This is a genomic window from Microbacterium sp. ABR10 (assembly GCF_057812175.1).
The window spans coordinates 2,101,061-2,128,059 of sequence record NZ_CM173821.1 but is presented as its reverse complement, the minus strand read 5'-3'; the positions used below and the strand labels follow the sequence as shown (position 1 = coordinate 2,128,059).

The 26,999-nt window shown below is 68.7% G+C and carries 23 protein-coding genes; 18 read left to right on the top strand and 5 right to left on the bottom strand.

All coding sequences use genetic code 11. The features are described 5' to 3' along the window. Nucleotides 1–26 precede the first annotated feature (26 nt). From ACXKZF_RS09875 to ACXKZF_RS09860, 4 genes are all read left to right on the top strand, one after another. Nucleotides 27–1,214 carry an aminomethyl transferase family protein gene (locus tag ACXKZF_RS09875; protein WP_488984094.1) on the top strand — a complete coding sequence of 396 codons (1,188 nt, stop codon included), beginning with the start codon at nucleotides 27–29 and terminating at the stop codon, nucleotides 1,212–1,214. Next, entirely contained in the window at nucleotides 1,211–1,585 is a 375-nt protein-coding gene (gcvH, locus tag ACXKZF_RS09870) for a glycine cleavage system protein GcvH (protein WP_488984093.1), read from the top strand. Before ACXKZF_RS09875 ends, gcvH begins: the two co-directional genes overlap by 4 nt. 107 nt (nucleotides 1,586–1,692) lie before the next feature. Continuing rightward, nucleotides 1,693–4,479 (top strand): aminomethyl-transferring glycine dehydrogenase, encoded by a 2,787-nt coding sequence (gene gcvP, locus ACXKZF_RS09865; protein ID WP_488985987.1) that lies wholly within the window; start codon nucleotides 1,693–1,695, stop codon nucleotides 4,477–4,479. A 146-nt stretch (nucleotides 4,480–4,625) separates the two neighbouring features. After that, the gene (locus ACXKZF_RS09860) at nucleotides 4,626–6,359 is read left to right on the top strand and encodes an ABC transporter substrate-binding protein (RefSeq protein ID WP_488984092.1); all 1,734 of its coding nucleotides are present in this window, start codon (nucleotides 4,626–4,628) and stop codon (nucleotides 6,357–6,359) included. 17 nt (nucleotides 6,360–6,376) lie between these two features. Here ACXKZF_RS09860 and ACXKZF_RS09855 read toward each other — a convergent pair whose 3' ends face one another. Then, nucleotides 6,377–7,198 (bottom strand): CPBP family intramembrane glutamic endopeptidase, encoded by an 822-nt coding sequence (locus ACXKZF_RS09855; protein ID WP_488985986.1) that lies wholly within the window; start codon nucleotides 7,196–7,198, stop codon nucleotides 6,377–6,379. A 306-nt stretch (nucleotides 7,199–7,504) separates the two neighbouring features. On the opposite strand from ACXKZF_RS09855, the gene ACXKZF_RS09850 reads away from it, so the two are divergent. The 3 genes from ACXKZF_RS09850 (at nucleotide 7,505) to ACXKZF_RS09840 (ending at nucleotide 12,074) form a co-directional block, all read left to right on the top strand. Beyond that, entirely contained in the window at nucleotides 7,505–9,298 is a 1,794-nt protein-coding gene (locus tag ACXKZF_RS09850; RefSeq protein WP_055953627.1) for an ABC transporter family substrate-binding protein, read from the top strand. A gap of 150 nt (nucleotides 9,299–9,448) precedes the next feature. Beyond that, nucleotides 9,449–10,993, top strand: a complete 1,545-nt coding sequence (locus tag ACXKZF_RS09845) for an ABC transporter permease (protein WP_488984091.1) — start codon at nucleotides 9,449–9,451, stop codon at nucleotides 10,991–10,993. Nucleotides 10,994–11,024: 31 nt separating this feature from the next. Next, nucleotides 11,025–12,074, top strand: coding sequence for an ABC transporter permease (locus ACXKZF_RS09840; RefSeq protein ID WP_488984090.1), 1,050 nt, complete (start codon nucleotides 11,025–11,027; stop codon nucleotides 12,072–12,074). A 20-nt stretch (nucleotides 12,075–12,094) separates the two neighbouring features. Here ACXKZF_RS09840 and ACXKZF_RS09835 read toward each other — a convergent pair whose 3' ends face one another. Beyond that, on the bottom strand, nucleotides 12,095–12,697 hold the full coding sequence (locus tag ACXKZF_RS09835; protein ID WP_488984089.1) for a PH domain-containing protein: 603 nt from the start codon (nucleotides 12,695–12,697) through the stop codon (nucleotides 12,095–12,097). Between the two features lie 62 nt (nucleotides 12,698–12,759). On the opposite strand from ACXKZF_RS09835, the gene ACXKZF_RS09830 reads away from it, so the two are divergent. Together ACXKZF_RS09830 and typA are read left to right on the top strand one after the other, a co-directional pair. After that, nucleotides 12,760–14,514 (top strand): dipeptide ABC transporter ATP-binding protein, encoded by a 1,755-nt coding sequence (locus tag ACXKZF_RS09830; protein ID WP_488984088.1) that lies wholly within the window; start codon nucleotides 12,760–12,762, stop codon nucleotides 14,512–14,514. A 244-nt stretch (nucleotides 14,515–14,758) separates the two neighbouring features. Then, nucleotides 14,759–16,669 (top strand): translational GTPase TypA, encoded by a 1,911-nt coding sequence (gene typA, locus ACXKZF_RS09825; RefSeq protein WP_055953643.1) that lies wholly within the window; start codon nucleotides 14,759–14,761, stop codon nucleotides 16,667–16,669. Between the two features lie 133 nt (nucleotides 16,670–16,802). Here the strand turns inward: typA and ACXKZF_RS09820 are convergent, their stop codons facing one another. Both ACXKZF_RS09820 and ACXKZF_RS09815 read right to left on the bottom strand, forming a co-directional pair. Beyond that, complete coding sequence (locus tag ACXKZF_RS09820) at nucleotides 16,803–17,171, bottom strand: DUF2200 domain-containing protein (protein ID WP_488984087.1); 369 nt, start codon at nucleotides 17,169–17,171, stop codon at nucleotides 16,803–16,805. A 152-nt stretch (nucleotides 17,172–17,323) separates the two neighbouring features. Further along, the gene (locus tag ACXKZF_RS09815) at nucleotides 17,324–17,875 is read right to left on the bottom strand and encodes a helix-turn-helix domain-containing protein (protein ID WP_488984086.1); all 552 of its coding nucleotides are present in this window, start codon (nucleotides 17,873–17,875) and stop codon (nucleotides 17,324–17,326) included. A 65-nt stretch (nucleotides 17,876–17,940) separates the two neighbouring features. On the opposite strand from ACXKZF_RS09815, the gene ACXKZF_RS09810 reads away from it, so the two are divergent. The 7 genes from ACXKZF_RS09810 (at nucleotide 17,941) to ddaH (ending at nucleotide 23,553) form a co-directional block, all read left to right on the top strand. After that, the gene (locus ACXKZF_RS09810; RefSeq protein ID WP_243223256.1) at nucleotides 17,941–18,669 is read left to right on the top strand and encodes an AzlC family ABC transporter permease; all 729 of its coding nucleotides are present in this window, start codon (nucleotides 17,941–17,943) and stop codon (nucleotides 18,667–18,669) included. Continuing rightward, nucleotides 18,666–18,980, top strand: coding sequence for an AzlD domain-containing protein (locus ACXKZF_RS09805; protein WP_488984085.1), 315 nt, complete (start codon nucleotides 18,666–18,668; stop codon nucleotides 18,978–18,980). Before ACXKZF_RS09810 ends, ACXKZF_RS09805 begins: the two co-directional genes overlap by 4 nt. 91 nt (nucleotides 18,981–19,071) lie before the next feature. Further along, nucleotides 19,072–19,470 (top strand): histidinol dehydrogenase, encoded by a 399-nt coding sequence (locus ACXKZF_RS09800; protein WP_488984084.1) that lies wholly within the window; start codon nucleotides 19,072–19,074, stop codon nucleotides 19,468–19,470. 52 nt (nucleotides 19,471–19,522) lie between these two features. Then, a complete protein-coding gene (fdxA, locus tag ACXKZF_RS09795; RefSeq protein ID WP_055953658.1) occupies nucleotides 19,523–19,843 on the top strand; it encodes a ferredoxin in 321 nt (106 codons plus the stop codon). 3 nt (nucleotides 19,844–19,846) lie between these two features. After that, nucleotides 19,847–20,950 (top strand): succinyldiaminopimelate transaminase, encoded by a 1,104-nt coding sequence (dapC, locus tag ACXKZF_RS09790; RefSeq protein WP_055953662.1) that lies wholly within the window; start codon nucleotides 19,847–19,849, stop codon nucleotides 20,948–20,950. 273 nt (nucleotides 20,951–21,223) lie between these two features. Continuing rightward, entirely contained in the window at nucleotides 21,224–22,522 is a 1,299-nt protein-coding gene (locus ACXKZF_RS09785) for a citrate synthase (protein ID WP_488984083.1), read from the top strand. 269 nt (nucleotides 22,523–22,791) lie between these two features. Further along, a complete protein-coding gene (gene ddaH, locus ACXKZF_RS09780; protein ID WP_488984082.1) occupies nucleotides 22,792–23,553 on the top strand; it encodes a dimethylargininase in 762 nt (253 codons plus the stop codon). A 101-nt stretch (nucleotides 23,554–23,654) separates the two neighbouring features. Here ddaH and dapD read toward each other — a convergent pair whose 3' ends face one another. Next, nucleotides 23,655–24,575 carry a 2,3,4,5-tetrahydropyridine-2,6-dicarboxylate N-succinyltransferase gene (gene dapD / locus ACXKZF_RS09775; protein WP_488984081.1) on the bottom strand — a complete coding sequence of 307 codons (921 nt, stop codon included), beginning with the start codon at nucleotides 24,573–24,575 and terminating at the stop codon, nucleotides 23,655–23,657. Between the two features lie 44 nt (nucleotides 24,576–24,619). On the opposite strand from dapD, the gene dapE reads away from it, so the two are divergent. Then, nucleotides 24,620–25,696, top strand: coding sequence for a succinyl-diaminopimelate desuccinylase (gene dapE / locus ACXKZF_RS09770; protein ID WP_488984080.1), 1,077 nt, complete (start codon nucleotides 24,620–24,622; stop codon nucleotides 25,694–25,696). Then, complete coding sequence (locus tag ACXKZF_RS09765; protein ID WP_488984079.1) at nucleotides 25,693–26,913, top strand: hypothetical protein; 1,221 nt, start codon at nucleotides 25,693–25,695, stop codon at nucleotides 26,911–26,913. The genes dapE and ACXKZF_RS09765 overlap by 4 nt, the downstream gene beginning before the upstream one ends. Nucleotides 26,914–26,999 lie beyond the last annotated feature (86 nt).

Sequence of the window (26,999 nt, the reverse complement as noted above, 5' to 3'; positions counted from 1 at the left end):
GTCCGTCATCGCGAACGGCAGAACTCATGATCAACACCCCCGCTCCACCGCGCACGTCGCCGCTACACGATCGGCACGAGGCCCTCGGCGCCTCGTTCACCGACTTCGGTGGCTGGAACATGCCCGTGCGCTACACCTCCGACCTCGCCGAGCACCACGCCGTCCGCACGGCCGCCGGCCTGTTCGACATCTCGCACATGGCAGAGTTCTGGGTGCAAGGCGAACGTGCTGCCGCCTTCCTCGACTTCGTGCTCGCGGGCCGGATCTCCACGATGCGTATCGGCAAAGCGAAGTACTCCTTCGTGCTCGCCGACGACGGCGGAATCATCGACGACGTGATCGTCTACCGCACCGGCGAGGACTACTTCCTGGTGATCGCGAATGCGGGAAACCGGGATGCCGTCGCCGCGGCGTTAGACGGCGCCCGTGCCACGTGGTCCGCGGTGCAAGCATTCATCGACGGCCCGCTCGAGGGAACCGACTACGCCGTTGTATCCGGTGGGGCTATCCCGCGGGTCGAAGACGTCACCGACCAGTTCGCCCTCGTCGCCCTCCAGGGCCCCGAGGCGCGCGGCATCCTGAGCTCCACGCCGGGGGTCGAGATCACCGGTACGGCGCTCGACGAACTCGGCTACTACGCGTGGACCGACGGGACGTTCGAGGGTGCGCCGCTCTTCGTCGCCCGCACCGGGTACACCGGGGAGGACGGCTACGAGCTGCTCATCCCCACCGCCCAGGCCGGTGCCCTGTGGGACGCCGCGCTCGCCGCGGGCGCCGAGAAGGGTCTCGTGCCGTGCGGTCTCGCCGCGCGCGACACTCTTCGGCTCGAAGCGGGCATGCCGCTGTACGGACACGAGCTCTCCCGCGACATCGTTCCCGCCCAGGCCGGCCTCGGTCGGGTCGTCGCCGTCGACAAGGAGGCGTTCGTCGGAAAAGACGGCCTCTCATCCGGACCCACCGATGCGCCCGTGCTGGTGGGGCTGGTCTCGGAAGGTCGTCGCGCCGGTCGCGCCGGCTACGCGGTGCTGCGTGGCGACGACAGCGTCGGCGAGATCACCAGCGGCGCCCTCAGCCCCACCCTCGGTCACCCGGTCGCGATGGCGTTCGTCGCCCCCGCGGCATCCGAACCCGGAACCGAACTGACCATCGACGTGCGCGGAACCCGCATCCCCGCCATCGTCACCGCCCTTCCCTTCTATCGGAGAAACGCATGACCGACCTCACCGCCCTCAGCTACACGTCCGAGCACGAGTGGATCTCCCTCGAGGGGGACATCGCGACCGTCGGCATCACCGACTTCGCCGCCGACAAGCTCGGCGACGTCGTCTTCGTCGAGCTGCCCGGCGCCGAATCCGCGGTCTCGGCCGGCGACGTCTGCGGCGAGATCGAATCGACCAAATCGGTCGGCGAGCTCTACGCACCCCTGACCGGCACCGTCGTCGAGGTGAACGACGCCGTGGTCGACGACCCCTCTCTCGTGAACGCCGAACCCTTCGCCGGGGGCTGGCTCATCAAGATCCGCGTCGAGGGCGAGCTGCCCGGCGACCTCCTCGACCGCGCCGCCTACGAGGGCCTCACCGCATGAGCACCCTTCTTCCTCCCCGGACGCATGCCGTCCCTCAGACGGTCCCTGAGCGTGTCGAAGGGTTCGTCGATCGCCACATCGGCATCGACGCCGACGCCGAGGCCCGCATGCTCGAGGTCGTCGGGTATGACAGCGTCGAGGCGCTCGTCGAGACCGCCGTCCCGGCATCCATCCACGTCCAACCTCGCGCGACCAGTTCGATCCCGCCCGCGGCCACCGAGGCCGAGGCCCTCGCGGAACTCCGCGAACTCGCGAACGCGAATCGCTCGGCGCGCCCGCTGATCGGCCTGGGCTACTACGACACCTTCACCCCGTCGGTGATCGCGCGGAACGTCCTCGAGAACCCTTCGTGGTACACCGCTTATACGCCGTATCAGCCCGAGATCTCGCAGGGACGTCTCGAGGCGCTCATCAACTTCCAGACGATGGTCACCGACCTGACGGGGCTCGCCACGGCCAACGCGTCCATGCTCGACGAATCCACCGCCGTCGTAGAGGGCATGCTCGTCGCCCGGCGCGCGTCGAAGGCCAAGACCGGCGTCTTCCTCGTCGACATCGACGCCCTGCCGCAGACGAAGGCGCTGCTGCACCACCGCGCCGCGGCCGTCGGCATCCTCATCCACGAGACCTCGTTCGACGGCGAGCTCCCTGAGGCGTTCGGAGCCTTCGTGCAGTACCCCGGCGCCACCGGGCGCGTGTGGGACTTCTCGGCCGTCGCCGACGCCGTCCACGCCGCGGGCGGTCTCGTCGTGGCCGCCGCCGATCTGCTGGCCCTGACCCTGCTGCGCTCGCCCGGCGCTCTCGGCGCCGACGTCGCGGTGGGTACCACGCAACGCTTCGGTGTGCCGCTCGGCTTCGGCGGTCCGCACGCCGGGTACATGGCCGTGCGCGCCGGTCTCGAGCGCCAGCTCCCGGGGCGTCTCGTGGGCGTGTCCCAGGATGCCGTCGGCGCCCCCGCCTACCGCCTGTCGCTGCAGACGCGCGAGCAGCACATCCGGCGCGAGAAGGCGACCTCGAACATCTGCACGGCCCAGGTGCTGCTCGCTGTCATGGCGGCGATGTACGCGGTTTACCACGGCCCGCAGGGGCTCAAGAGCATCGCGACGCGGGTCGCGCGGAGGGCCGACGCCCTGGCATCCGCCCTCCGCTCGTACGATCTGACGCTGGCATCCGATGCGTTCTTCGACACCGTTCGCGTGCACGTCCCCGGACGCGCGCAAGACGTGGTCGACCGCGCCCGGGAGCGCGGATACCAGTTGCTGTGGGTCGACGACGCGACCGTGGGCGTGTCGGTGGATGAGACCACGACGGATGCCGACATCTCGGCCGTCCTCGATGCGTTCGGCCTCGCGACTGAGGAGCTGCCCGAGGGGATCGCCTTGCGCGGCGTCGACGACTCGCTGCACCGCGACGACGAGTACCTCACCCACCCCGTCTTCCACACGCATCGCAGCGAGACGGCGATGATGCGCTACCTCAAGTCGCTCGCCGACCGCGACTACGCGCTCGACCGCGGCATGATCCCGCTGGGCTCGTGCACGATGAAGTTGAACGCCGCCACCGAGATGGCGGCTGTGTCGTGGCCGGAGTTCTCACGCGTGCACCCCTTCGCCCCCGAGGCCGACGTGCACGGCTACCTCGAGATGATCGACCAGCTCGAACGGTGGCTCGCCGAGGTCACCGGCTACGACGCTGTGTCGCTTCAGCCCAACGCCGGCTCGCAGGGCGAGCTCGCGGGTCTGCTCGCGATCCGTGGCTATCACCTCGCGAACGGCGACACCGAGCGCGCGGTGTGCCTCATCCCCTCGTCGGCGCACGGCACCAACGCCGCTTCCGCGATCCTCGCCGGCATGAAGGTCGTCGTCGTCGCCTGCGACGAGGCCGGCAACGTCGACCTCGGCGACCTGCGCGCCAAGATCGCACAGCACGCCGCCGAGCTGTCGGCCCTGATGATCACGTACCCCTCGACGCACGGGGTGTACGAGCACGACGTGCTGGAGATCACGCAGGCCGTCCACGACGCCGGCGGTCAGGTCTACGTCGACGGGGCGAACCTCAACGCGCTTCTCGGCTTCGCCCGCTTCGGCGACCTGGGCGGAGACGTGTCGCACCTGAACCTCCACAAGACGTTCGCAATCCCGCACGGCGGCGGCGGACCCGGCGTCGGCCCGGTCGCCGCGAAGGCGCACCTCGCGCCCCACCTCCCGTCGCACCCCTTCTCGCAGCGCGCCGACCACGCCGGGGGCACGTTCGACGGCGGCCCCGTGTCGGCGGCGCCCCACGGCTCCGCCGGCATCCTCCCGATCTCGTGGGCGTACGTGCGCATGATGGGCGCCGAGGGACTCCGACGGGCCACGGCCGCCGCGGTATTGTCGGCGAACTACATCGCCACCCGCCTGCGGGAGCACTACCCGGTGCTCTACGCGGGGGAGGGCGGGCTGGTCGCGCACGAGTGCATCCTCGACCTGCGTCCGCTCAAGGAACAGACCGGCGTCACCGTCGACGACGTGGCCAAGCGCCTCATCGACTACGGATTCCACGCTCCGACGATGTCGTTCCCCGTCGCCGGCACCCTCATGGTCGAGCCGACCGAGAGCGAGGACCTCGCCGAACTCGATCGGTTCGTGGATGCCATGATCGCGATCAAGCACGAGGCGCTCGCCGTCGCCGCGGGGGAGTGGCCCGCCGAGGATAACCCGCTCGTGAATGCCCCGCACACCGCCGAGACGGTCGTGGTGGGCGAGTGGGACCATCCGTACTCGCGCGAGACGGCCGTATATCCCGTGCGTTCGCTGATCCGCGGCAAATACTGGCCGCCGGTGCGACGCATCGACCAGGCGTACGGCGACCGCAACCTGGTGTGCTCGTGCCCGCCGCCGGAGGCGTTCGCCTGACAGCGGGGTTCTCGGCGACCGTTCCTCGGGGCGGTCGCCGAGAACCCGTGCGGCGGAGCCGAGAGGGGAGGTCCTCCACGTCCGCCCCCACCCACCCCGGATTCGCACAGCGGGCATTTAGTAAGGTTCCCGGTGTGCATCACGGCGTGAACGAGGAACTTCGACCGACCCGACGACGCGGTGGCCCGGGACGCGTGATCGCCCTCCTCGCCGCCGTGGGGATCGTCCTCGCCGGGTGCTCGGCTCCGGAGCCCGCGCCCGAGACCGAGCAGGAAACACCGCCCACCACCCTGACGGTGGGCGTCGTCGGCTCGCTCACCAGCCTCAACGCCGCCAGCGCCGCGGGAGACACCCCCGCCAACCGGGCCGTGGCATCCCTCCTCGACGAGAAGCTCGGGTCGCTCGACGGCGACCTGCAGGTGGTCCCCAACGACGGTTTCGGCCGCATCACCCGGGTGCAGGGCGACCCGCTGAAGGTCAGCTACGAACTGTTCGACGATCGCGTCTGGTCCGACGGCACGCCCGTCAGCCTCGACGACCTCTTGTTCGGCTGGGCCGTCACCTCGCACTTCTTTGACGACGCCACCTACGACGACGCCGGTCAGATCGTCTCGGGCACGAGGTACTTCGACACCGCGATGCCCGCCGACCCGAACGCGCGGACCGCGCGGCCCAGCATCGACCGGTCAGACGACACGCTCACCCTCACGTACGACGAACCGTTCGCGGACTGGAACCGGCAGTGGCTGCTCGACCGACCGGTACACGTCGTCGCCGAACGCGCGGGTGTGAGCGTAGAGGATCTGCTCACGGCGATCCTCACCGTCCCCGAGGGCGACCCGCAGGCTCCGGCCGCACCGAACCCGGTGCTGGCGGCCGCGGCGCAGGCCTGGAACACCGGCTTCGACGTGCCCGCCGGCACCGCGGTCGACCCGGCCAGTGTCGTCTCCGCCGGTCCCTGGACGGTGACGGAGTCGACAGCCGACACGCTGACCCTCGCCCGACGCGACAGCTACCAGGGTGCGCACTTCCCCGGCCTTGAGAGTCTCAGCGTGCGCTTCTTCCCCGATCGGGCGGCGCAGCTCTCCGCGCTCGAAGCGGGGGTCGTCGACATCGCCAACGTCGGCGAGATCGACGTGGCGGAGCGCGAGACGCTCACCGATGCGGGCTACCAGGTGCAGATCGGCCCCACCACCCAGACCCTGCACCTGCGGTTCGCCGAAGAGACGGCATCCGATCTGCGTCAAGCGATGACGCTGGCCATCGACCGCTCCTCGATCGTGCGTGACGTGCTCGGTCCGATGCGTCCCGACGCGCAGCCGCTGCAGTCGTTCCTGTCGTCGTCGGCGACCGGCCAGCTGTACAACGACCTCGTCTCGGGCAACGGCGCGCCCGGTACGGGCAGTGATGCGGATGCCGCGCGCAATGCGCTCGGCGATCGCGCCGCCGTCCTGCGCGTGGCCTACGACGCGACCGACGAGCTGTCGTCGCAGGTCTTCCCGCGGCTTGTGTCGATGGGGGCGCGGGCAGGCATCGCCGTGCGTGCCGCCACGGCGGACGACACCGCGGATGCCACCCTCTCGTGGGTCGGCGAGGACGAAAGCCTCTACCGGTCGGCGCGTGATCGCATCGCCGAAGGCGTGGACGGCCCGAACACCGACGAGCTCTTCGCCGAGCTGACCGTGCACACCGATCCGGTGGACATCCTCGCCGAGGCCAAGGAGATCGACCGCTCGCTGTTCGCCGCGTTCGCCGGCGTGCCGCTGTTCGAGCGCACGGGTGCCGTCGTGTCTGCCGCCGGAGTTGGGGGAGTGGACTACACCTCCGAACCCGACGGTGTGCCGCCGGCGTTCTGGACCTGGTCCGCGCCCCCGCAGTAAACAGTGGCTGGAGGCGTTCAGGGTGTCGGAGTCGCAGGCGGGGCGAAGATCCCCGGCCACCAGGCGGCCGCGAGCGGGTAGCCGACGAAGGCAATGATGTCGATGACGGTGTGCGCCACGACCAGCGGCATGACCCGCCCCCATCGCTTGTAGCACCAGCCGAACACCAATCCCATGACGACGTTTCCGAGCGCTGACGGCCATCCCTGGTACAGGTGGTAGCTCCCTCGCAGCAGCGAGGTCGAGACGATCACTCCCGTCCACGACCAGCCCAGGCGGCGCAGCCGGTCGAAGAGGTACCCGAGGAAGATGACCTCCTCGGTGAGGCCGGCGCGGAGCGCCGCGAGCACGAGCAGCGCGATTACCCACCACGACGAGTCGAGGGGCGCGGGGACGACCGCGATGCTCTGACCGATCGCGCGGCCGATGGCGTAGACCCCGATACCGGGTACGCCGATCAGCAGGACGAGCGCGAGCCCGCGGAGCACGTCGGACCCGAACCGGCGGAAGTCGAGACCGATGCGCCGCAGGGCGTTGCCGGCCGGTTCCCACAGCAGATAGATCGCGACGGCGACGAGGGCCAGCGAGAAGAAGATGTCGAGGAACTGATAGATCGCGTCCCACAGCGGCTCGGCACTGCGCGACGGATTCAGCTGCGTCTGCTGCTGAGAGATGGGCGCGCGCGTGGCCGCCCGCACGAAAGACACCACCGAGTAGATCGCGGACTGGCCGACGCTGATCAGGAGGACGAGGACGACCTCCCACGCCAGCCTCGTGCGCGCGTAGGCGTCGGAGCGCTCGATGGGTGGGGGGAAGGGGCCGATCGTCTCTGTCGACATCGACAGGTCAGCCGTACCGGGGCGCGTGGCCGAGGGATTCCGGGACATGGGAGACATTCAACACCGCGCGATCGGGACACACCTATGGGATGCCGATGAGCGCCCCTGCGGGGAAAGGGCGGGCGGGCAGCGACGACCCGTGGGATTGTCAAAATGCTCGGATGAGCACGCCGGAGGTTAAAGGTCTGTAACGAAACATCTAAATGTTTTGACCATCAGGTGACATGTACCTATCGTTTCGGTATCCACGGCTCCCCCCGGCTGTCTGCTCGGTGGGGTGCTCGTCAACCTTGCACTGGAGGCAAAGTGTCTGAAAAGACCCGGCGCGCACGCGCCCTCACGGCGGGAGCAGGAGTCGCGGTCGCGGCTCTGGCACTCGCCGGATGCACCACCACAGCCACGCCCGAGGGCGAAACGAACACGGGTGGCACGATCACGATCGCCACGACGAACGCGTTCACCTCGTTCAACGGAGACACCCCCGAGGCCAACCTCGACACCAACGGCATGGTGGGCTACCTCACCGGAGTGAGCGGCGGCCTCGGACTCGGCGGCTTCCAGCGCCTCGACAAGGACTTCTCGGTCCTCGACAACACCGACTTCGGCACCTACGAGACGCTCTCCGAAGACCCGCTGACGGTGAAGTACACCATCAACGAGGGACTGACCTGGTCGGATGGCGAGCCCATCAACGCCGACGACATGCTCGTCAACTGGGCCATCAACTCGGGCTACTACAACGACGCGATCCTCGACCCGGCGACCGGTGACGTCACCAACGGCGGCACCCAGTACTTCAGCCTCGCCGGCAGCACCGCGGGCCTCGACACCACGGCGTTCCCCGAGATCGGCGACGACAACATGTCGATGACGCTGACCTACTCGACCCCTTACGTCGACTACGAGCTCGTCAACCCCATCGGCAAGCCCGCCCATGTGCTCGCCGAGAAGGCCGGCGTCTCCGAAGCCGACTTCATCGAGTTGCTCAACACGCTCCCCAAGGGCGACACCGCTGCTCCCGTCGCGCCGAACGAGACCCTCAAGGCCGCCGCGGACTTCTGGAACACCGGCTACGACGTCACCGCCATGCCGACCGATGAGAGCCTGCTCGTTGCGAGCGGTCCGTTCATCGTGACCGACTTCACGCCCGAGCAGAGCATCACGCTGGGCAAGAACCCCAACTACAAGGGCGAGATGTCGCCCTCGTACGACCAGCTGATCATCCGCTTCATTGGTGACTCGAACGCGCAGGTCACGGCTCTTCAGAACGGTGAGGTGCAGGCGATCCAGCCGCAGGCCTCGGCCGACACGCTGACGGCTCTCGAGAACGCGAACGCCACGGTCCACTCGGGCAACCAGCTCGCCTACGACCACGTCGACCTGAGCTTCGGCGGGGTCTTCGCCGACGCGAACGTGCGTGAGGCCTTCCTCAAGACGATCCCGCGCCAGCAGATCCTCGAGTCGATCGTCACGCCCGTCAACCCCGACGCCGAGGTTCTCAACTCGCAGATCTTCCTCCCCACCGAGGGCGACCAGTACACCACCGCTGTCGCGGCCAGTGGCTACGACGCCTTCACGGAGCCCGACATCGCGGGTGCCACGGCTCTGCTGAACGGTGCGACCCCGACGGTGCGCATCCTTTACAACACCAACAACCCGAACCGTGTCGACAGCTTCCGCGCCATTCAGCAGTCGGCGCAGCAGGCCGGTTTCGTGATCGAAGACGCGGGCTCGCCCGACTGGAGCTCGCTGCTGGGCAGCGGCAGCTACGACGCCTCGATCTTCGGGTGGGTCTCGCCCGGTGCCGGTAACGCCGCACTCCCGCAGATCTTCAAGACCGCCGGCGGCGGAAACTACAACAACTACAGCAACAGCGCCGTCGACACCCTCGTCGACGAGAGCCAGGTGACGGTCGACCCCACCGAGCTCGCTGACATCAAGGTGCAGATCGACACGGCGACGGCGAAGGACTTCTACGGTCTTCCGCTCTTCCAGTCGCCCGGTCTGTTCGCCGACAACGGTTCGGTGACGGGTGTCGATTACTTCGGCGGCCAGACCGGCATCGTGTGGAACGCGCAGGAGTGGACGCTGGCGGGTTGATGACCCGTTGAGTCCATGTGAGGCGCCGGAGTCGCTCGGCTCCGGCGCCTCACTTCGCGTGCGTGCAGCGCCGTTTCGCCATGCCCGCGACTATTCTGTCCAGGGCGCCTTTTCGGCGCCCGTCACCCGATCGAAAGAAGACCTCCCGCGATGGTCGGATTCATTCTCAGGCGCATCGCCGTCTCGATCCTGGTTCTCTTGGCCGCGTCGTTCATCATGTACGTGCTCGCCGCCAACTCCGGCGACCCGCTCCAGGACCTCCGCGACAGCACCGCCGCCAACCGCGATCAGCTGATCGCCGCGCGCGTCGCCGCGCTCGACCTCAGCGTCCCCGCCCCCTTGCGCTACTTCCTGTGGCTCGGCGGTGCCGCCGGCTGCCTCATCCCGTTCGCCGGTACGTGCGACCTCGGTCTCACGATCAGCAACGCCCCCGTGCTCGACATCCTTCCCACTGCGGTGGGCTCCACTCTCCAGCTCGTGACGGCGTCGTTCGTGCTGGCCATCGTGCTCGGAATTGTCGTCGGCGTCGTATCGGCCCTCCGCCAGTACAGCGGGTTCGACTTCGGCATCACCCTGCTGAGCTTCTTCCTGTTCTCTCTGCCGTCGTTCCTCGTCGCGGTCCTCCTGAAGGAGTTCCTGGCCCTCGGGTTCAACAGCTTCCTCGAGTCGGCGACATCGATCCCGATCTGGCTGATCGTGCTGCTCGCCGTCGTGTCGGCGGTGATCTGGCAGGCCATGATCGGCGGCTCGGCGCGCCGACGTGCGATCGTCGCCGGCACCGCCGCCGCCGCGACGATCGCCCTGCTGGTCTACTTCAACATCACCGACTGGTTCCGTAACCCCGGCTTCGGTCCGGTGGGTCTGCTCCTGCTGATCGGTGGAGTGGTCGTCATCACCACTGCCCTCATCTCGGGCCTGTCGAACCGTCGTGCGTTGATCGTCGCGGCCGGCAACGGTGTGATCTCCTACATCGCCTACTACGTCCTGCAGGGACTGTTCGACATCTCCACGGTCCCCACGATCATCATCCTGATCGTCGCGGCCGTCGCGGTGGGTCTCATCACCGGGTACCTCGTCGGTGCGCCCGACCGCGGGATGACGGCGCGCATCGGCGCGATCGTCGCCTTCTTCTCGTTCGCTCTCGTCGTGCTCGACCGCTATATGCAGTCGTGGCCCGCCTACGTCAACAACCCCCGCATCAACGGTCGCCCGATCGCAACGGTCGGCGCGGCGACTCCCGGGTTCAGCGGCGACATGTGGATCAGCGGCATCGACACGTTCACACACCTGCTGCTGCCGACGATCTCGCTGCTGCTGATCTCGTTCGCGGGCTACACCCGGTATGCCCGTGCGGGCATGCTCGAGGTGATGAACCAGGACTTCATCCGCACGGCGCGTGCGAAGGGTCTGCCTGAGCGCACCGTGGTCATGCGTCACGGTCTCCGCAATATGCTGATCCCCATCGTGACGCTGATCGCCACCGACGTGGGAGCTCTGCTGGGTGGTGCCGTGATCACGGAGAGGGTGTTCGCCATCCCCGGCATGGGTCAGCTGTTCGTGACCTCGATCCAGCGCGTGGACGTCAACCCGGTGATGGGCTACTTCATCGTCATCGCCATCACCGCCATCGTGTTCAACTTCCTGGCCGATCTCGCCTACGCGGCGCTCGACCCCCGCGTGCGAGTCGTCGCATGATCGCCGCCGTCCGATTCCCGGAGGTCTCCCCATGACCCAGATGCTCCCCGAGCCCGCGAACGTGGATGCTCCGGCTCCCGCAGACGAGCGCAACACCGTCGGCGTCAGTCAGGGACGACTCGTCCTGCGACGTTTCCTCGCAAACAAGGTCGCCGTCGTGTCCGGCATCCTGTTCCTCCTGTTGGCGGCCGTTTCCATCTCGGCGATCGGGCTCGGTCCGATCCCCGGTTGGTGGAAGTACGACTTCACGACGCTGAACCCGCAGAGCAACAGCGGGGCACCCACCCTGTCGGTGTTCCCCTTCGTGTGGGGCGACCACCCGTTCGGGCAGGACCGCATCGGCATCGACTACTTCGCCATGACGATGCGCGGCATCCAGAACTCGATCCTGGTCATGCTGGTCATTAGCGTCGTAGGTACGACCGTCGGTACCGTGATCGGCGCCCTCGCCGGCTACTACCGCGGGTGGGTGGATGCCGTGCTCATGCGCATCACCGACGTCTTCATCGTCATCCCGATCATCGTCATCGGTGCCGTCGTCGGTCGCGCGACGGGTGGTCTGGGCGTCGTGCCGCTCGCGTTCTTCCTCGCCATGATCTCGTGGACGACGATCGCGCGCCTCGTTCGAGCCGAGTTCCTCTCGCTGCGTGAGCGCGAGTTCGTCGAAGCGGCCCGCGTGGCCGGAGCCAGCGACGCCCGAATCATCTTCAAGCACATCCTGCCCAACGCCATCGGCGTGGTCATCGTCGCGGCGACGCTGCTCGCGGCATCCGCGATCCTCCTCGAGACCGCGCTGAGCTACCTGCAGCTCGGTGTGCGTGCGCCCGACGTGTCGCTGGGTCTGATCATCTCCGACAACCAGTCGGCGTTCTCGACTCGTCCGTGGCTGTTCTGGTGGCCGGCCGTGTTCATCGTGCTGCTGGCCGTGCTCGTCAACTTCGTCGGCGACGGCCTTCGCGACGCGTTCGACCCTCGTCAGAAGCGCTTCTCGCTGCGTCGCACCAAGGAGCAGGCCGGCTCGTCCGTCACGGCTCCGGCGAGCACGCAGGCCCGGGTGCATCCGGAGACACCGTCGTCATGACGACCGTCTCCGCGTGGCCCTCACGCGAGGGCGATCGCCGCGATGACGCCGGCTGCGCCGACGAGGAGCAGCACCACGTTGTCGACGCGTGCGGCGACGGCGACGGGGGTCTGTTCGGCCTTACCCGCTTCGATGCGCCCGGCGTCGCGGAGCGCGTACCAGCGGGTGCGCACCATTTCGGCCGCGCGGCCGGAATCGGTGTTCGGCAGATCGCCGGGACGTACCTGCGGCGTCGACGCGCTCTCGCTCCGGCGATGGGCCCGCGCGGCGCGCAGCGAGCCGGCCGCGCCGGGCGACGGTGCGGCGGTGACGCTGATGCGTCGGTGCGGGGTGTGCAGCTGCAGCGCGTAGCGGGTGTCGACGTGCACGAGCGCAGACCACGGCACGCGGTAGCGCAGGGCGATGTTGTCGACCTGGACTCCCTCGTCGTCGACCGACACCGAGGGCGACCACAGGATGCCGCCCACCAGGGCCGCCGCCCCCAGTGCGCCCACGATGACCAGAGCCGGGGCGTCGGTGGCGGCGGGGGTCACGAGCAGGCCGATCGCCACGACGGCGATGATCGCCCACACGATCCCGCACAGGACCCGGGTGAACGTCGAACGGAACGTCTGGCGTGGCATCCCCCGATTCTTCCATTCCCCGATCACTCCCTCCCGCTCGGCGGGAACGAGAGGACAATCTCATGAGCACGACCGAGAAGTCCGGCATCCCCGCCCTGGAGATGGCCGATGTCAGCGTCGACTTCGCCGTCGACGACGTGTGGGTCCCCGCGGCGAAGCACCTGACCTACTCGATCGCCCGCGGCCAGGTCGTCGCGGTGGTGGGCGAGTCCGGCTCGGGCAAGAGCGTCAGCTCGATGGCCGTGCTCGACCTCCTGCCGCGCAACAGTCGCGTCACCGGCAGCATCAAGGTGAACGGTCGCGAGGTGACCGGGCTGTCGACCGCGCAGATGCGGCAGCTGCGCGGTCCCGAGGTCGCGGCGATCTTCCAGGAGCCCATGACGGCCCTGAACCCGGTGCTCACCGTCGGTTCGCAGATCATCGAGGCGCTCCGCGCCCACACCACCATCGCCCCGACGCAGGCCAAGGCGCGAGCGCTCGAACTGCTCGAGATGGTGGGGCTGCCCGACCCGGCGAAGGCGTTCGCGTCGTACCCGCACCAGCTCTCCGGCGGACAGCGTCAGCGCGCGATGATCGCGCAGTCGATCAGCCTGGAGCCCGCCCTGCTGATCGCCGATGAGCCGACCACCGCGCTCGATGTCACGGTGCAGGCGGAGATCCTCGACCTCATCCGCGACCTCCGCGATCGTCTCGATTCCGCCGTGCTGCTCATCACGCACGACATGGGAGTGGTGGCCGACCTCGCCGACTGGATCGTCGTGATGAAGGCGGGCGACATCGTCGAGCAGGGCCCGGCAGCTCAGGTCCTCGGGTCGCCGAAGGACGCCTACACCAAGGAGCTGCTGGCCTCGGTGCCGCGCCTGGGCGAGACGCTGGAGGGCGAGTCATCGGTCGACCTGGTGGAGGCCCTGGCCACGGCGGTCGCCGAAGGTCCGGCGCGCACCGAGGCCCTCGCCCTGGCCGCCGCCGCCCCCGAGATCGCGCATCCCGTGTTGCAGCTCGAGAACGTCTCCATCGAGTACGGCAAGAAGGGCCGGGTCGCCGCGTTCCGCGCCGTCGACGACGTCACGCTGGGGATCGCCGAGGGCGAGATCGTCGGCCTCGTGGGGGAGTCGGGCTCGGGCAAGTCGACCATCGGGCGCGCCGCGATCGGCCTCCAGCCCATCGCCGACGGCCGGCTCGTCGTCGACGGCGTCGACATCTCGAGCGGATCGCGCAAGCTGATCAAGTCGCTGCGTCGCCGCGTGGGCATCGTGTTCCAGGACCCGTCGTCGTCGCTCAACCCTCGGCTGCCGATCGGGGAGTCCATCGGCGAGCCGCTGTTCCTGGCGGGCGAGGCCAAGGGCGCAGCGCTCGATGCCCGGGTCGAGAAGCTCCTCGACGAGGTGCGCCTGCCGCGGAGCTACCGCAACCGCTACCCGCACGAGCTCTCGGGTGGTCAGAAGCAGCGCGTCGGCATCGCCCGCGCCCTGTCGCTGCAGCCGCGTCTGCTCGTGGCTGACGAACCGACCAGCGCCCTCGACGTGTCGGTGCAGGCTCGCGTGCTCGAACTGCTGAGCGAGCTGCAGAAAGAACACCGCTTCGCCTGCCTGTTCATCAGTCACGACCTCGCCGTGGTGGATGCCATGGCCGACCGCATCGTCGTGCTCAACCGCGGGAAGATCGCTGAACAGGGCACCCGCGACGAGATCCTGCGCGCGCCGAAGGAGCCGTACACGCAGCGTCTCATCGCGGCCATCCCCGTTCCCGACGTCGAGGTGCAGGCGGCCCGCCGCGAGTTGCGTCACGAGCTGCTGAAGAACACTCCGGCATCCTGATCGGTGCCGAGAAGGGGCGGCGCCCGCGCGGACGCCGCCCCTTCTCGTTCGTCGGGTCGTTCGGGCGATGCGCGGATTCGCCTCCCCGTTCGCGATCGCAGGCTCGTGTGGAGGGGGCGGGATTCCGGCCCTTCCGGGTGCCCGGGCCATTCCTGAACGTCACCTGCCGGGAGTGTCGTGGGCGCCCGGTAGACTGGGCAGGCCCGATTCCGGGCGCCACCCCGAATTTTCCTGGAGACCCTCCATGGCGCACGCCCTTCGTCCTGACCTCCGCAACGTCGCGATCGTCGCGCACGTCGACCACGGCAAGACGACCCTCGTCGACGCCATGCTCCGCCAGACCGGCTCGTTCGGTGACCACGCGCACGTCGAGGAGCGCGCGATGGACTCGAACGACCTCGAGCGTGAAAAAGGCATCACGATCCTCGCCAAGAACACGGCGATCACCTACAAGGGCGTTCACAGCGACGTCCCCGTGACGATCAACGTCATCGACACCCCCGGTCACGCCGACTTCGGTGGCGAGGTCGAGCGCGGCCTGTCGATGGTCGACGGTGTCGTGCTGCTGGTCGACGCGTCCGAGGGCCCGCTGCCCCAGACGCGCTTCGTGCTGCGCAAGGCCCTCGAGGCCAAACTCCCCGTCATCCTGCTGGTCAACAAGACCGATCGCCCCGACGCGCGTATCGCCGAGGTCGAAGAAGAGGCGCACGACCTGCTGCTGGGCCTGGCGTCCGACCTCGTCGACGACGTGCCCGACCTCGACGTCGACGCCCTGCTCGACGTGCCCGTGGTCTACGCGTCCGGCCGCGCGGGAGCTGCGTCGCTGAACCGTCCGGCCGACGGCTCGCTGCCCGACAACGACGACCTCGAGCCGCTCTTCGGCGCGATCCTCGAGCATGTCCCGGCACCGTCGTACGACGACGAAGCGCCGCTGCAGGCGTGGGTCACCAACCTCGACTCGAGCCCCTTCCTCGGCCGCCTCGCGTTGCTGCGCGTGTTCAACGGCACGCTGAAGAAGGGTCAGACGGTGGCCTGGGTGCGCGCCGACGGCACCACCAGCAATGCCCGCATCACCGAGCTGCTCAAGACCCGTGCGCTCGAGCGCTACCCGGCCGACGACGCCGGCCCCGGCGACATCGTAGCCATCGCCGGCTTCCCCGACATCACGATCGGCGAGACCATCGCCGACCCCGAAGACGTGCGTCCGCTCAAGGCCATCACGGTCGACGATCCGGCCATCTCGATGACCATCGGTACCAACACCTCGCCCCTCATGGGCAAGGTCAAGGGCCACAAGCTCACCGCGCGCATGGTCAAGGACCGCCTCGACCGCGAGCTCATCGGTAACGTCTCGCTCAAGGTCGTCGACATCGGACGCCCCGACGCGTGGGAGGTTCAGGGCCGCGGAGAGCTCGCCCTCGCCATCCTCGTCGAGAACATGCGGCGTGAGGGCTTCGAGCTCACCGTGGGCAAGCCCCAGGTGGTCACGAAGAAGGTCGACGGCAAGACCTACGAGCCGTTCGAGCACCTGACCATCGATTCCCCCGAGGAGTACCTCGGCGCGATCACGCAGCTGCTCGCCGGCCGCAAGGGTCGTATGGAGAACATGACGAACCACGGCACCGGCTGGGTGCGCATGGAATTCGTCGTGCCCTCGCGCGGTCTCATCGGCTTCCGCACCGAGTTCCTCACCACCACGCGCGGCACCGGTATCGCCAACGCGATCTCGCACGGCTACGAGCCGTGGGCGGGCCACATCTCGACCCGTCAGAACGGCTCGATCGTCGCTGACCGCATGGGTGTCGTCACCCCGTTCGCGATGATCGCCCTGCAGGAGCGTATGAGCTTCTTCGTGCAGCCCACGCAGGAGGTCTACGAAGGCATGGTCATCGGCGAGAACTCGCGCGCCGACGACATGGACGTCAACATCACCAAAGAGAAGAAGCTGACGAACATGCGTGCGGCCAGCTCCGACACCTTCGAGTCGATGACGCCCCCGCGCCTGCTGACGCTGGAAGAGAGCCTCGAGTTCGCCCGCGACGACGAATGCGTCGAGGTCACTCCCGAGGCCGTTCGTATCCGCAAGGTCGTGCTCGACGCGACCGAGCGCGGCCGCTCCGCCTCGCGTCTGAAGCGTCAGGATGCCAACGCGTAAGCGTCGCTCCCTCTGGAACGGCCCCGCTCAGCTCGCGCTGCGCGGGGCCGTTCCGTCTCCGCGTGCCGCCCACCACAGTTGAGTGTCCACGACACGCCGTGACTCAGCCGTCGACGCGGCGTGTTCTAGACACTCAACGGGTGGTGTGGGCGCTGTGCGCGTCGGCGCGCAGCACCTTCGCGAGCGGCCGTCCCTTCGCCAGTTCGTCGACGAGCTTGTCGAGCACCCGGATGCGGTACATCAGGGGATCCTCGATCTCCTCGACCCGGATGCCGCAGATGACACCCGTGATCAGGTCGGCGCGGGGATTGAGCGTCGCTTCGTCGAAGAACTCGCGGAACGTCGTCGTGCCGCCCGCGTGACGGGCGAGCTGCTCATCGTCGAAGCCCGTGACCCAGCGGATCACGGCATCCAACTCGTCTTTGGTACGTCCCTTGCGCTCGACCTTCGTGATGTAGAGCGGGTAGACGGCCGAGAACGCGACGCCGAAGATGCGGGACATGCCCGGCACGATAGCCCGCCTCCTCGCCCCCGTCGACCCGTTCCGCCTCCGAGCAGCGCTCAGTGTCCGAGAAACGCCGCGTGCGGACCCGTCGACGCGGAGTGTTTTGGACACTCGACAGCGGGGTCGGCGGATTGCGCGCGGATTGCGGGTCAGTGCGACTCGACCACGCACACCGCGCTCATGCCGGGTGTGAGCGCCTCGAAGACGTGCGGGGCGTCGCCCGGATACGACAGGTAGTCGCCCGGCGAGAGTTCGTACGGCTCGTCGACGGGGCCCACTCGGCCGCGGCCGGTGACCATCACGAGGTGCTCCACCGTGCCCCGGGGGTGCGGGTCCGAGAGACGTGGTGAACCCGGTTCGGCGCTCAGCAGGTAGATGTCGCGCCGCGCGTGCGGGGGGCTGGCCGACAGCAGCACGGCGAGATAGTCGGATGCCGACGACGGCACGGCCGTGGTCGCCTCACCCGCGCGGATCAGGGTGGGGGAGCGCACCCCCTCGTCGACGAGGATCGCGAACGGCACCTCGAGAGCGGAGGCAAGAGCCCACAGCGTCTCGACGCTGGGGTTCCCACCGTCGTTCTCGAGCTGGGACACCGTCGCCTTCGCGACGCCGGCGCGTCGGGCGAGCTCCGACACGCTGAGGTCGCGCCTCTCACGCTCGCGTCGAAGGGTCGTCGCGATACGGTCGCCGAGATCCGTCATGTGTTCATTATGCTTGCCGTTCGTTCGACTTGACGAACAACCCAGCGTCGTTCACGATGATGTCCATGCGTTCGTTTCACCGAACACCCGAGGGTGTGGCATCGCGACAGGGCCTCGCCGTCGCCCTCGCGACCAGCGCCTACGGCGTCTCGTTCGGCGCGCTGTCGGTGGCATCAGGGCTCGATGTCTGGCAGACCTGCGTCCTGAGCCTGCTGATGTTCACCGGCGGGTCGCAGTTCGCCTTCGTCGGCGTCATCGCGGCCGGTGGGCTCGCCGCGGCTCCGGCGGCGATCGCGTCGTCCGCCCTGCTCGGCGTGCGCAACGCCGCCTACGCGATGCGCATGGCCCCCATCGTCGCGGGCGGGTTCTGGCGCAAGGCCGCCGCGACGCAGTTCACCATCGACGAGTCGGTCGCGGTGGGACTGTCGCAGGACACCCCGCGTGCTCGCCAAGCCGGCTTCTGGGTCACCGGCATCGCCATCTGGCTGGGGTGGAACGTGTCGACGCTCATCGGCGCGCTGCTGGGCGATGTGCTGGGCGACCCGCGCACCTACGGCCTCGACGCCGCCGCGGCGGCGGCGTTCCTCGCGCTGCTCTGGCCGCGACTGCGCGGGCGGCAACCCTGGGCCGTCGCCGCCGGTGCCGCTGTCGTCGCCGCGCTCCTCACGCCGTGGCTCATGCCCGGCATCCCCGTCATCGCCGCCGCCGGGGTGGCCGTGGCGGTGGGACTGTTCGATCCGCGTCGCCCGTCGACACCCCCCGGTGCGACGCCGGAAGAGAAGGGGATGCCATGACCCTGTGGACCGCGGTGCTCGTGGCATCCATCATCTGCGTCGCGCTGAAGGCGGTGGGGTATCTGCTGCCCGCACGGTGGCTCGACGCCCCAGGTCCCGCCCGGATCGCCGACCTGCTCACCGTGGCGCTGCTGGCCGCGCTCGTGATGGTGCAGACCGTCGCTGCGGGTGCGGCGATCGTCGTGGATGCGCGACTCCCCGCCGTGGCGGTGGCTGCGCTGCTGCTGTGGGCGCGAGCGCCGTTCCTCGTCGTCGTCGCGGGTGCGGCGGTGACGGCGGCGCTTCTGCGGCTGTGGGGGTGGGCGGTATGAGCGCGCGGACAGCTGCTCGGTGGATGGACGCCGTCACCGGATGATTGCTGTTCCCAGCCTCACCATCGACGCCCGCTCCTAGACTGACGCGGTGAGCTCATCCATTCTGCGGATCGTCGGGTGGGCCGTCGCCTTCCTGATCGGCGCGTTCTACGGCACGGCGGGAACGGTCGGCCAGGCGTTCCTCGTCGGGCCGGTCCCGGTCGGCCTGATCCTGGCGACCGTCGGAAGCGCCGCGCTGCTGGTCGCGCTTCGCACCCTCACCGGTGATCGGGTCAACGCCCTCGCGGGGGGCCTCGGGATCACCGCGGCCACCTACCTCTTCTCTCAGGTGGGTCCCGGGGGCTCCGCGATCGTCGCGGCTCCGACGGCCGGAACCGAGTGGGTTCCGCTGGTCTGGACGGTCGTGGGTCCGGCACTCATGGTGCTCGTGGCGATGTGGCCCGACTTCTCGCGGCTCCGCGCCGCTCAACGCCCCGCCGAATCCTAGGTACCCGGCCTCGCTGCGGGGCCGGGTTCCCCGGCGCGATTAGACTGAGCGGGTGACTTACGTGATCGCCCTCCCGTGTGTCGATGTCAAGGACCGCGCCTGCATCGACGAGTGCCCCGTCGACTGCATCTACGAGGGTGAACGATCGCTCTACATCCACCCCGACGAATGCGTCGACTGCGGTGCATGCGAGCCGGTCTGCCCCGTCGAGGCGATCTACTACGAAGACGACCTGCCCGAAGAGTGGTCCGACTACTACAAGGCCAACGTCGAGTTCTTCGATGACATCGGCTCGCCCGGTGGAGCCGCCAAGGTCGGCGTGATCGCGAAGGATCACCCCGTCATCTCGCAGCTGCCCCCGCAGAGCCACTGAGCCGTGGGCGTCGCCGACCTCGCCGACTACCCCTGGGACGCCGTCGCCCCCTACGCGGAGCGCGCTCGACGTCACCTCGACGGCATCGTCGACCTGTCGATCGGCTCGCCCGTCGATCCCACTCCTGCCGTCATCGCTGAGGCACTGGCCGACGCGACCGACGCGCACTCGTACCCGCAGACCGCCGGTACACCGGCGCTTCGCGAGGCGATCGCCGAGTGGTACCACCGTCGCCGCGGCGTTCCCGGTCTCGAGGCCGCGAACGTTCTCCCCACGGTCGGCTCCAAAGAGCTCGTGGCGCTGCTGCCCCTCCTGCTGAACCTCGGTCCCGGTGACGTCGTCGTGCACCCCCGCGCCGCGTACCCGACGTACGAGGTCGGTGCCCGTCTCGTGGGTGCCGAGGCCGTGGCATCCGATGACCCGGCCGAGTGGCCCGCTCACACCAAGCTCGTGTGGATCAACTCGCCCGGCAATCCCGACGGCCGGGTGCTCTCGGTCGATGAGCTTCAGGATGCCGTGACGCGGGCGCGCGCGATCGGCGCCGTCCTGGCATCAGACGAGTGCTATGCCGAGCTCGGGTGGGACGCACCGTGGGACACCGAGCGCGTGCCCAGCGTGCTCGACCCCGCCGTCGTGGGCGACGATCTGACCGATGTGCTGTCGGTGTACTCGCTCAGCAAGCAGTCCAATCTCGCCGGGTATCGCGCGGCGTTCCTCGCCGGAGACCCGGTGCTCGTGGCGCGGCTGCTGACCGGCCGGAAGCACCTCGGTCTCATGCCGCCGGCTCCCGTGCAACGGGCGATGACCGTCGCCCTCGGCGACGACGCGCACGTGGCCGCACAGCGCGAGCTGTACGCCCGCCGCCGCGCGGTGCTGAAGCCCGCGGTCGAGGCAGCCGGTTTCACGATCGATCACAGCGAGGGTGGGCTGTACCTGTGGGCGACCGAGGGGCGCGACGCGTGGGACAGCGTGGAGCGCCTGGCTGAACTCGGCATCCTGGTCGGTCCGGGACACTTCTACGGCGAGCACTACCCGAACCACGTGCGGTTCTCGCTGACGGCGACCGACGAGCGGATCGCCGCGGCGGCGGAGCGGCTCCGGGCGTAGCGGCGTCGCGTCGGCGCGTCCCGGTGATGCGGAGTCACCCGCGCGCGGCGCGACGTGCGCAGGAGGATCCCTCCATTCGATGGGGGCATCCTTTGGCGGTGTCGTCTGTACGTCAGCGTGACTACTAGGCTGTAAAAGCACTGTGCCCGGGTCACCATCCGTGCGCGTGCCGACCCGGATGACACACCCGTGGCATCCATTGGTCGACGTGACGCGGGAACCTCGGACCCCGCTATCGACCACACGGGCGACCAGAAATCGCAAGGAGGCGCGGTGAGCGACGCGGGTACGCAGCACGACAAGGCCACCCTCACGGTGGGGGGTACCACCGCCGAATTCCCGGTCCTGCGAGGTACCGATGGGGTACCGAGCATCGACATGGCGTCGCTGACCAAGCAGACCGGTCATACGGCGCTCGACTACGGGTTCGTCAACACCGCCTCGACGAAGTCCGACATCACCTACATCGACGGCGACCAGGGCATCCTGCGTTACCGCGGCTACCCGATCGAGCAGCTCGCGAAGAACAGCACCTACCTCGAGGTGGCGTGGCTGCTCATCTACGGCGAGCTCCCTTCGGCGTCCGAGCTCGCGTCGTTCGACGAGCGCATCCGCCGTCACACCCTGCTGCACGAAGACCTGAAGAGCTTGTTCTCGTCGCTCCCGCCGACCGCGCACCCCATGTCGGTGCTGTCGGCGGCGACGGCTGCTCTGTCGACGTACTACGAGTCGGAGTCCGACCCGCACAACCCCGAGCACGTCGAGCTCAACACCGTCCGCATGCTCGCCAAGCTTCCGGTGATCGCGGCGTACGCGCACAAGAAGAGCATCGGGCAGGCGTTCCTTTACCCCGATAACTCGATGGGCTTCGTCGACAACTTCCTCAAACTCAATTTCGGCGTCATGAGCGAGCCGTACGAGATCAATCCCGTCATGACGAAGGCCCTCGATCTGCTGCTGATGCTGCACGAGGACCACGAGCAGAACGCCTCCACCTCGACCGTCCGCCTGGTGGGCTCGACCGGTGCCAACCAGTTCGCGTCGATCTCCGCCGGCATCCAGGCCCTTTCGGGGCCCCTGCACGGCGGCGCGAACGAGGCCGTGCTGCAGATGCTCGGCCGTATGCGCGACTCCGGCGAGAGCGTCGAGCGTTTCGTCGAGCGCGTGAAGAACAAAGAAGCGGGCGTCAAGCTCATGGGCTTCGGTCACCGCGTATACAAGAACTACGACCCGCGCGCGAAGCTCGTCAAAGAGGCCGCCGACGAGGTGCTCGAAGCCCTCGGCGTCAGTGACCCGCTCCTCGACCTCGCCAAGGAGCTCGAGCAGATCGCTCTCGAAGACGACTACTTCAAGGAGCGTCGTCTGTACCCGAATGTCGACTTCTACACCGGCGTGATCTACAAGGCGATGGGTTTCCCGACGCGGATGTTCACGGTGCTGTTCGCCATCGGTCGCCTCCCCGGCTGGCTCGCTCAGTGGCGGGAGGCCATCACCGACCCGCAGACCAAGATCGGCCGCCCGCAGCAGTTGTACACGGGTGCCGCCGAGCGCAACTACCCCGGCATCGGCTGACACGCCGCGCCACGACGCCCCGTCCCTCCACGCGAGGGGCGGGGCGTTTCGCGTCCCTCCACCCGAGGAGCGGGGCTTGGCGTCGTGGGCGGGACCGGGGTCGCGCGTAAACACGATTCCGCACCATGAACACTCCGCCGGCGCGTTTCTGCGCAGGAATCGCGCTTATGCGAGGGAGAGGGGCGATTGCGCGCGGCTCGGAACGGTCGATCGGGTGGATGCCGAGCAGCCGGGCCGATGCCGGGGAGGCGGCGCAGTAGGGTCGGGGCATGCCGCGTTTGCTCGTTCGTCGTCCCTCGCCGCTGCTCGCCGACGGCGAGCTCACCCACCTCGATCGGGTCCCCGTCGACGCCGAGCTCGCGCTCACGCAGTGGAACGCCTACGTCGACGCCTTCCGTGGGCTCGGCTGGGACGTCGTGGAGATGGCCCCCGCCGACGACCAGCCCGACGGGGTGTTCGTGGAGGATGCCGTGGTGATGTTCGGCGACCTCGCCGTGCTGTGCCGAGCCGGCGCCGCTTCGCGCCGCGGCGAGGCCGAGACGGTGCGCGCCGGTGTCGTGGCATCCGGAATCGAGACCGCCGAGATAGTGGCGCCCGGGACGCTCGACGGCGGAGACGTGCTCAAGGTCGGTCGCACGGTCTACGTGGGCGCTTCGTCGCGGTCGAATGCCGCGGGCATCGCGCAATTGCGCGAGATCGTCGAGCCGCGCGGCTGGGAGGTGCGAGAGATCCCCGTGACCAAGGTGCTGCACCTGAAGTCGGGTGTGACCGCGCTGCCGGACGGCACCGTGATCGGGTTCGAGTCGCTCGTCGACGACCCCGCGCTGTTCCCCGTCTTCGCGGCGGTTGCGGAGGAGCACGGGACCGCGGTGGTCGTGCTCGACGAGCGCACGGTGCTGATGTCGGCGGATGCCCCGCTGACGGCCGCGTCGCATCGCGACCGCGGGCTCGAGGTCGTCACGGTCGCCATCAGCGAGTTCGAGAAGCTCGAGGGCTGCGTCACCTGCCTGTCGGTGCGCCTGCGCGACTGACCTCAGCACGTTGTCCGCGAGAAACGCCTCCCACGCGAAGAAACGCCGAGACGGGGCGTTTCTTCGCGCGGAAGGCGTTTCTCGGAGGGGGTGCGGCGCCGTCAGGCGTGCAGCGCCTCGTTCAGCGTGACGCCGACACCGGCGCGCGCCGATGCCTCGACGGCGCCGGTCAGGGAGTTGCGACGGAACAGGATGCCGTCGCGGCCCGACAGCTCACCGGCCTTGAGCGTGTCGTCACCGATCTTCACCTTGGTGCCGGCGGTGACGTAGAGTCCCGCCTCTACAACGCAGTCGTCGCCGAGCGAGATACCGATGCCCGCGTTCGCGCCGAGGAGCGTCCGCGCACCGATCGAGACACGGTGGGTGCCGCCGCCCGACAGCGTGCCCATGATTGATGCGCCGCCGCCGATGTCGGTCCCGTCGCCGATGACGACGCCCTGCGACACACGGCCCTCGACCATCGAGGAACCGAGGGTGCCGGCGTTGAAGTTGACGAAGCCCTCGTGCATCACCGTCGTTCCGGGGGAGAGGTGCGCGCCCAGGCGCACGCGGGACGCGTCGGCGATGCGTACGCCCACGGGCAGGACATAGTCGGTCAGACGGGGGAACTTGTCGAGACCCTGCACCTCGATGCTGTGGCGTTTCAGCAGCGGAAGGAGGCGCGCCGCATCGTCGGGGTGCACAGGACCGGCGTTCGTCCACGCGACGTTGGGGAGGTGGCCGAAGATGCCATCGAGGTTGATCTCGTTCGGACGCACGAGTAGGTGCGACAGCGCGTGCAGACGCAGATAGGCGTCGACGGTGGAGGCGGGCGCAGCATCCGCGTCGATGGTCAGCGCCACCGTCTCGACGACGACAGCGCGTCGTTCGTCGGGGCCGGCGGAGGCTTCGAGCGCCGCCTTCTCGGCATCCAGGTCGGGGGAGGAGCCGAGGACCGGCCGCGGGAACCAGGCGTCGAGCACCGTTCCGTCGAGGGTCCGCGTGGAGAGGCCGGCAGCGCTGATGCGTCGTTCGTTGCTCACACCCTCAGGTTACCGGCGCGGGCGCGTGTGAAATGATCGGGGGCATGCCCGTGCTCGACCTCACCGCCTCGTCCGTCGACCTGACCCGGGTGATCTGCGACATCCCCAGCGTGTCCGATGACGAGACTCCTCTCGCGGATGCCATCGAGGCCGCCGTCTCCGCCTACGACCACCTCGAGGTCATTCGCGACGGCGACACGATCGTTGCGCGCACCTCGCTCGGCCGCAGCCGACGCGTGGTCATCGCCGGGCACATCGACACGGTCCCGATCAACCGCAACCTGCCCGTCGAAGACCGGGAGATCGACGGACAGGCGTTCCTCTGGGGGCGCGGCACCGTCGACATGAAGGCCGGCGTCGCGGTGCAGCTCAAGCTCGCCGCGGAGCTCACCGACCCCGCGGTCGACATCACGTGGATGTGGTACGACCACGAAGAGGTCGACTCCACGCTCAACGGTCTCGGGCGTCTGTCGCGCAACCGCCCCGACCTGTTCGTGGGCGACTTCGCGATCCTCGGCGAGCCCAGCAATGGCGAGGTCGAGGGGGGCTGCAACGGCACGCTCCGCGCCCTCATCCGTACCGACGGCGTGCGTGCGCACAGTGCCCGTTCCTGGATCGGCGAGAACGCGATCCACAAGGCCGCCCCGATCCTCGCCCGCCTGGCCGAGTACCGGGCCCGCGAGATCGAGGTCGAGGGACTCGTCTACCGCGAAGGACTCAATGCCGTGCGCATCTCGGGCGGTGTCGCGGGCAACGTCATCCCCGACGCCTGCGAGGTCGAAGTGAATTACCGCTTCGCTCCCAGCCGCGACGCCGAGGGCGCCGCACGCGTCGTCCGAGATGTGTTCACCGGTTTCGAGGTCGACATCGTCGACATCGCCGAGGGAGCGCGCCCGGGGCTCGACGCGCCCCTGGCGAAGGAATTCGTGGATGCCGTCGGCGCGACGCCCACACCCAAGTACGGCTGGACCGACGTGGCGCGATTCTCGGCGCTCGGCATCCCGGCGGTGAACTACGGTCCCGGCGACCCGCACCTCGCGCACCACGATGAGGAACGCGTCCCCGTCGCGCAGATCGACGCGGTCGAACGCGGGCTCCGCGCCTGGCTGAGCGCGTCGTGACCGCTCCAGCCGCCATCACCACCACCGCGAACGCATGGACGCGGCTTCCCGTCGCGGCGCGGATCGCCATCGTCTACGTGATCGCACGTCTGATCACGACGGCGTTCTTCCTGTTCGCGGCGTCGTTGTCGACCGAGGGATCCCGATTCGGGATCGCCCCCTCGCTGTCGGATCTCGCCATCGGCTGGGATGCACAGTGGTATTGGACGGTAGCGGTATCGGGGTACCCGTCACAGCTGCCGCTCGCCGAAGCCGGTCACATCGCCGAGAACGCCTGGGCGTTCATGCCGCTGTACGCCTATCTCTCGGCCGGTCTCGGATTCTTCCTCGGGTCGTGGGGCGCGGGCGCCGTCGTGGTCTCGCTCGTGGCGGGCTATGGGGCGTGCGTCGTTCTGCACGCAATGCTGCGGGAGCGCATCGGAGGGGATGCCGCGATGTGGGCGGTCGTGCTCTTCTCGTGCGGCCCGCTCGCCGCGCTGTTCCAGGTCGGGTACGCCGAGACGCTCTTCCTCTTCTTGCTGTTCCTGTCGATCCGATGCGTCCAGCGGCGACGGTGGGGCTGGTTGTACCTCCTGGTGCCGGCCATGGGCTTCACCCGCCCCGGCATCCTGGCCTTCGCGCTCTTCCTCGGGCTCTACGGCATCCATCGTTTCGCCCGCCGACGCAGCGAGGCGCTGCCCACGCGTGACGTGGTGCACATCGTGTCGTTGGGCGCTCTGGCCACCCTCGTGGGGTTCTCCTGGCAGTGGGTGGCCGCTGTCGTGACCGGCGATCCGGGTGCCTACCTCGCCACCGAGCTCGCCTGGCGGCGCAATTGGCTGGGCGGTGAGAGCGGGTTCGTGCCGGTCGACGGGTGGGTCAAGGCCGCGGGCTTCTGGTTCACGCAGTGGGGTCTCGGCCCCGAGATGGGCTACATCTTCCTCTTCCTGCTGGTCGTCGCTCTCGCGGCGGGTCTGCTTCTGCTGCCGCAGGTGAAGAAGCTCGGGATCGAGGTGCGCCTCTGGTCGGCGAGTTACCTCGTCTACCTCCTGCTGGTGTTCTTCCCGCAGTCCAGCGTCTTCCGGTTGCTCGTGCCGGCGTCGCCCCTCTTCGGTGCCCTTGCGGTGCCGCGATCGTTGCCGTGGCGTCTCGGAATGCTCGCCCTCGCCCTGGTCGGACAGTGGTGGTGGATCTACAACATGTACGCCCTCGGGAACACGTATTGGCAGATTCCGTGACCTCGCGACGTCCGGTGACGACCTTTGACGGCGGGTTGCGCCGGTGACCGACTAAACTAGTCGGAGAGCAATCATGAGAAGGGGGC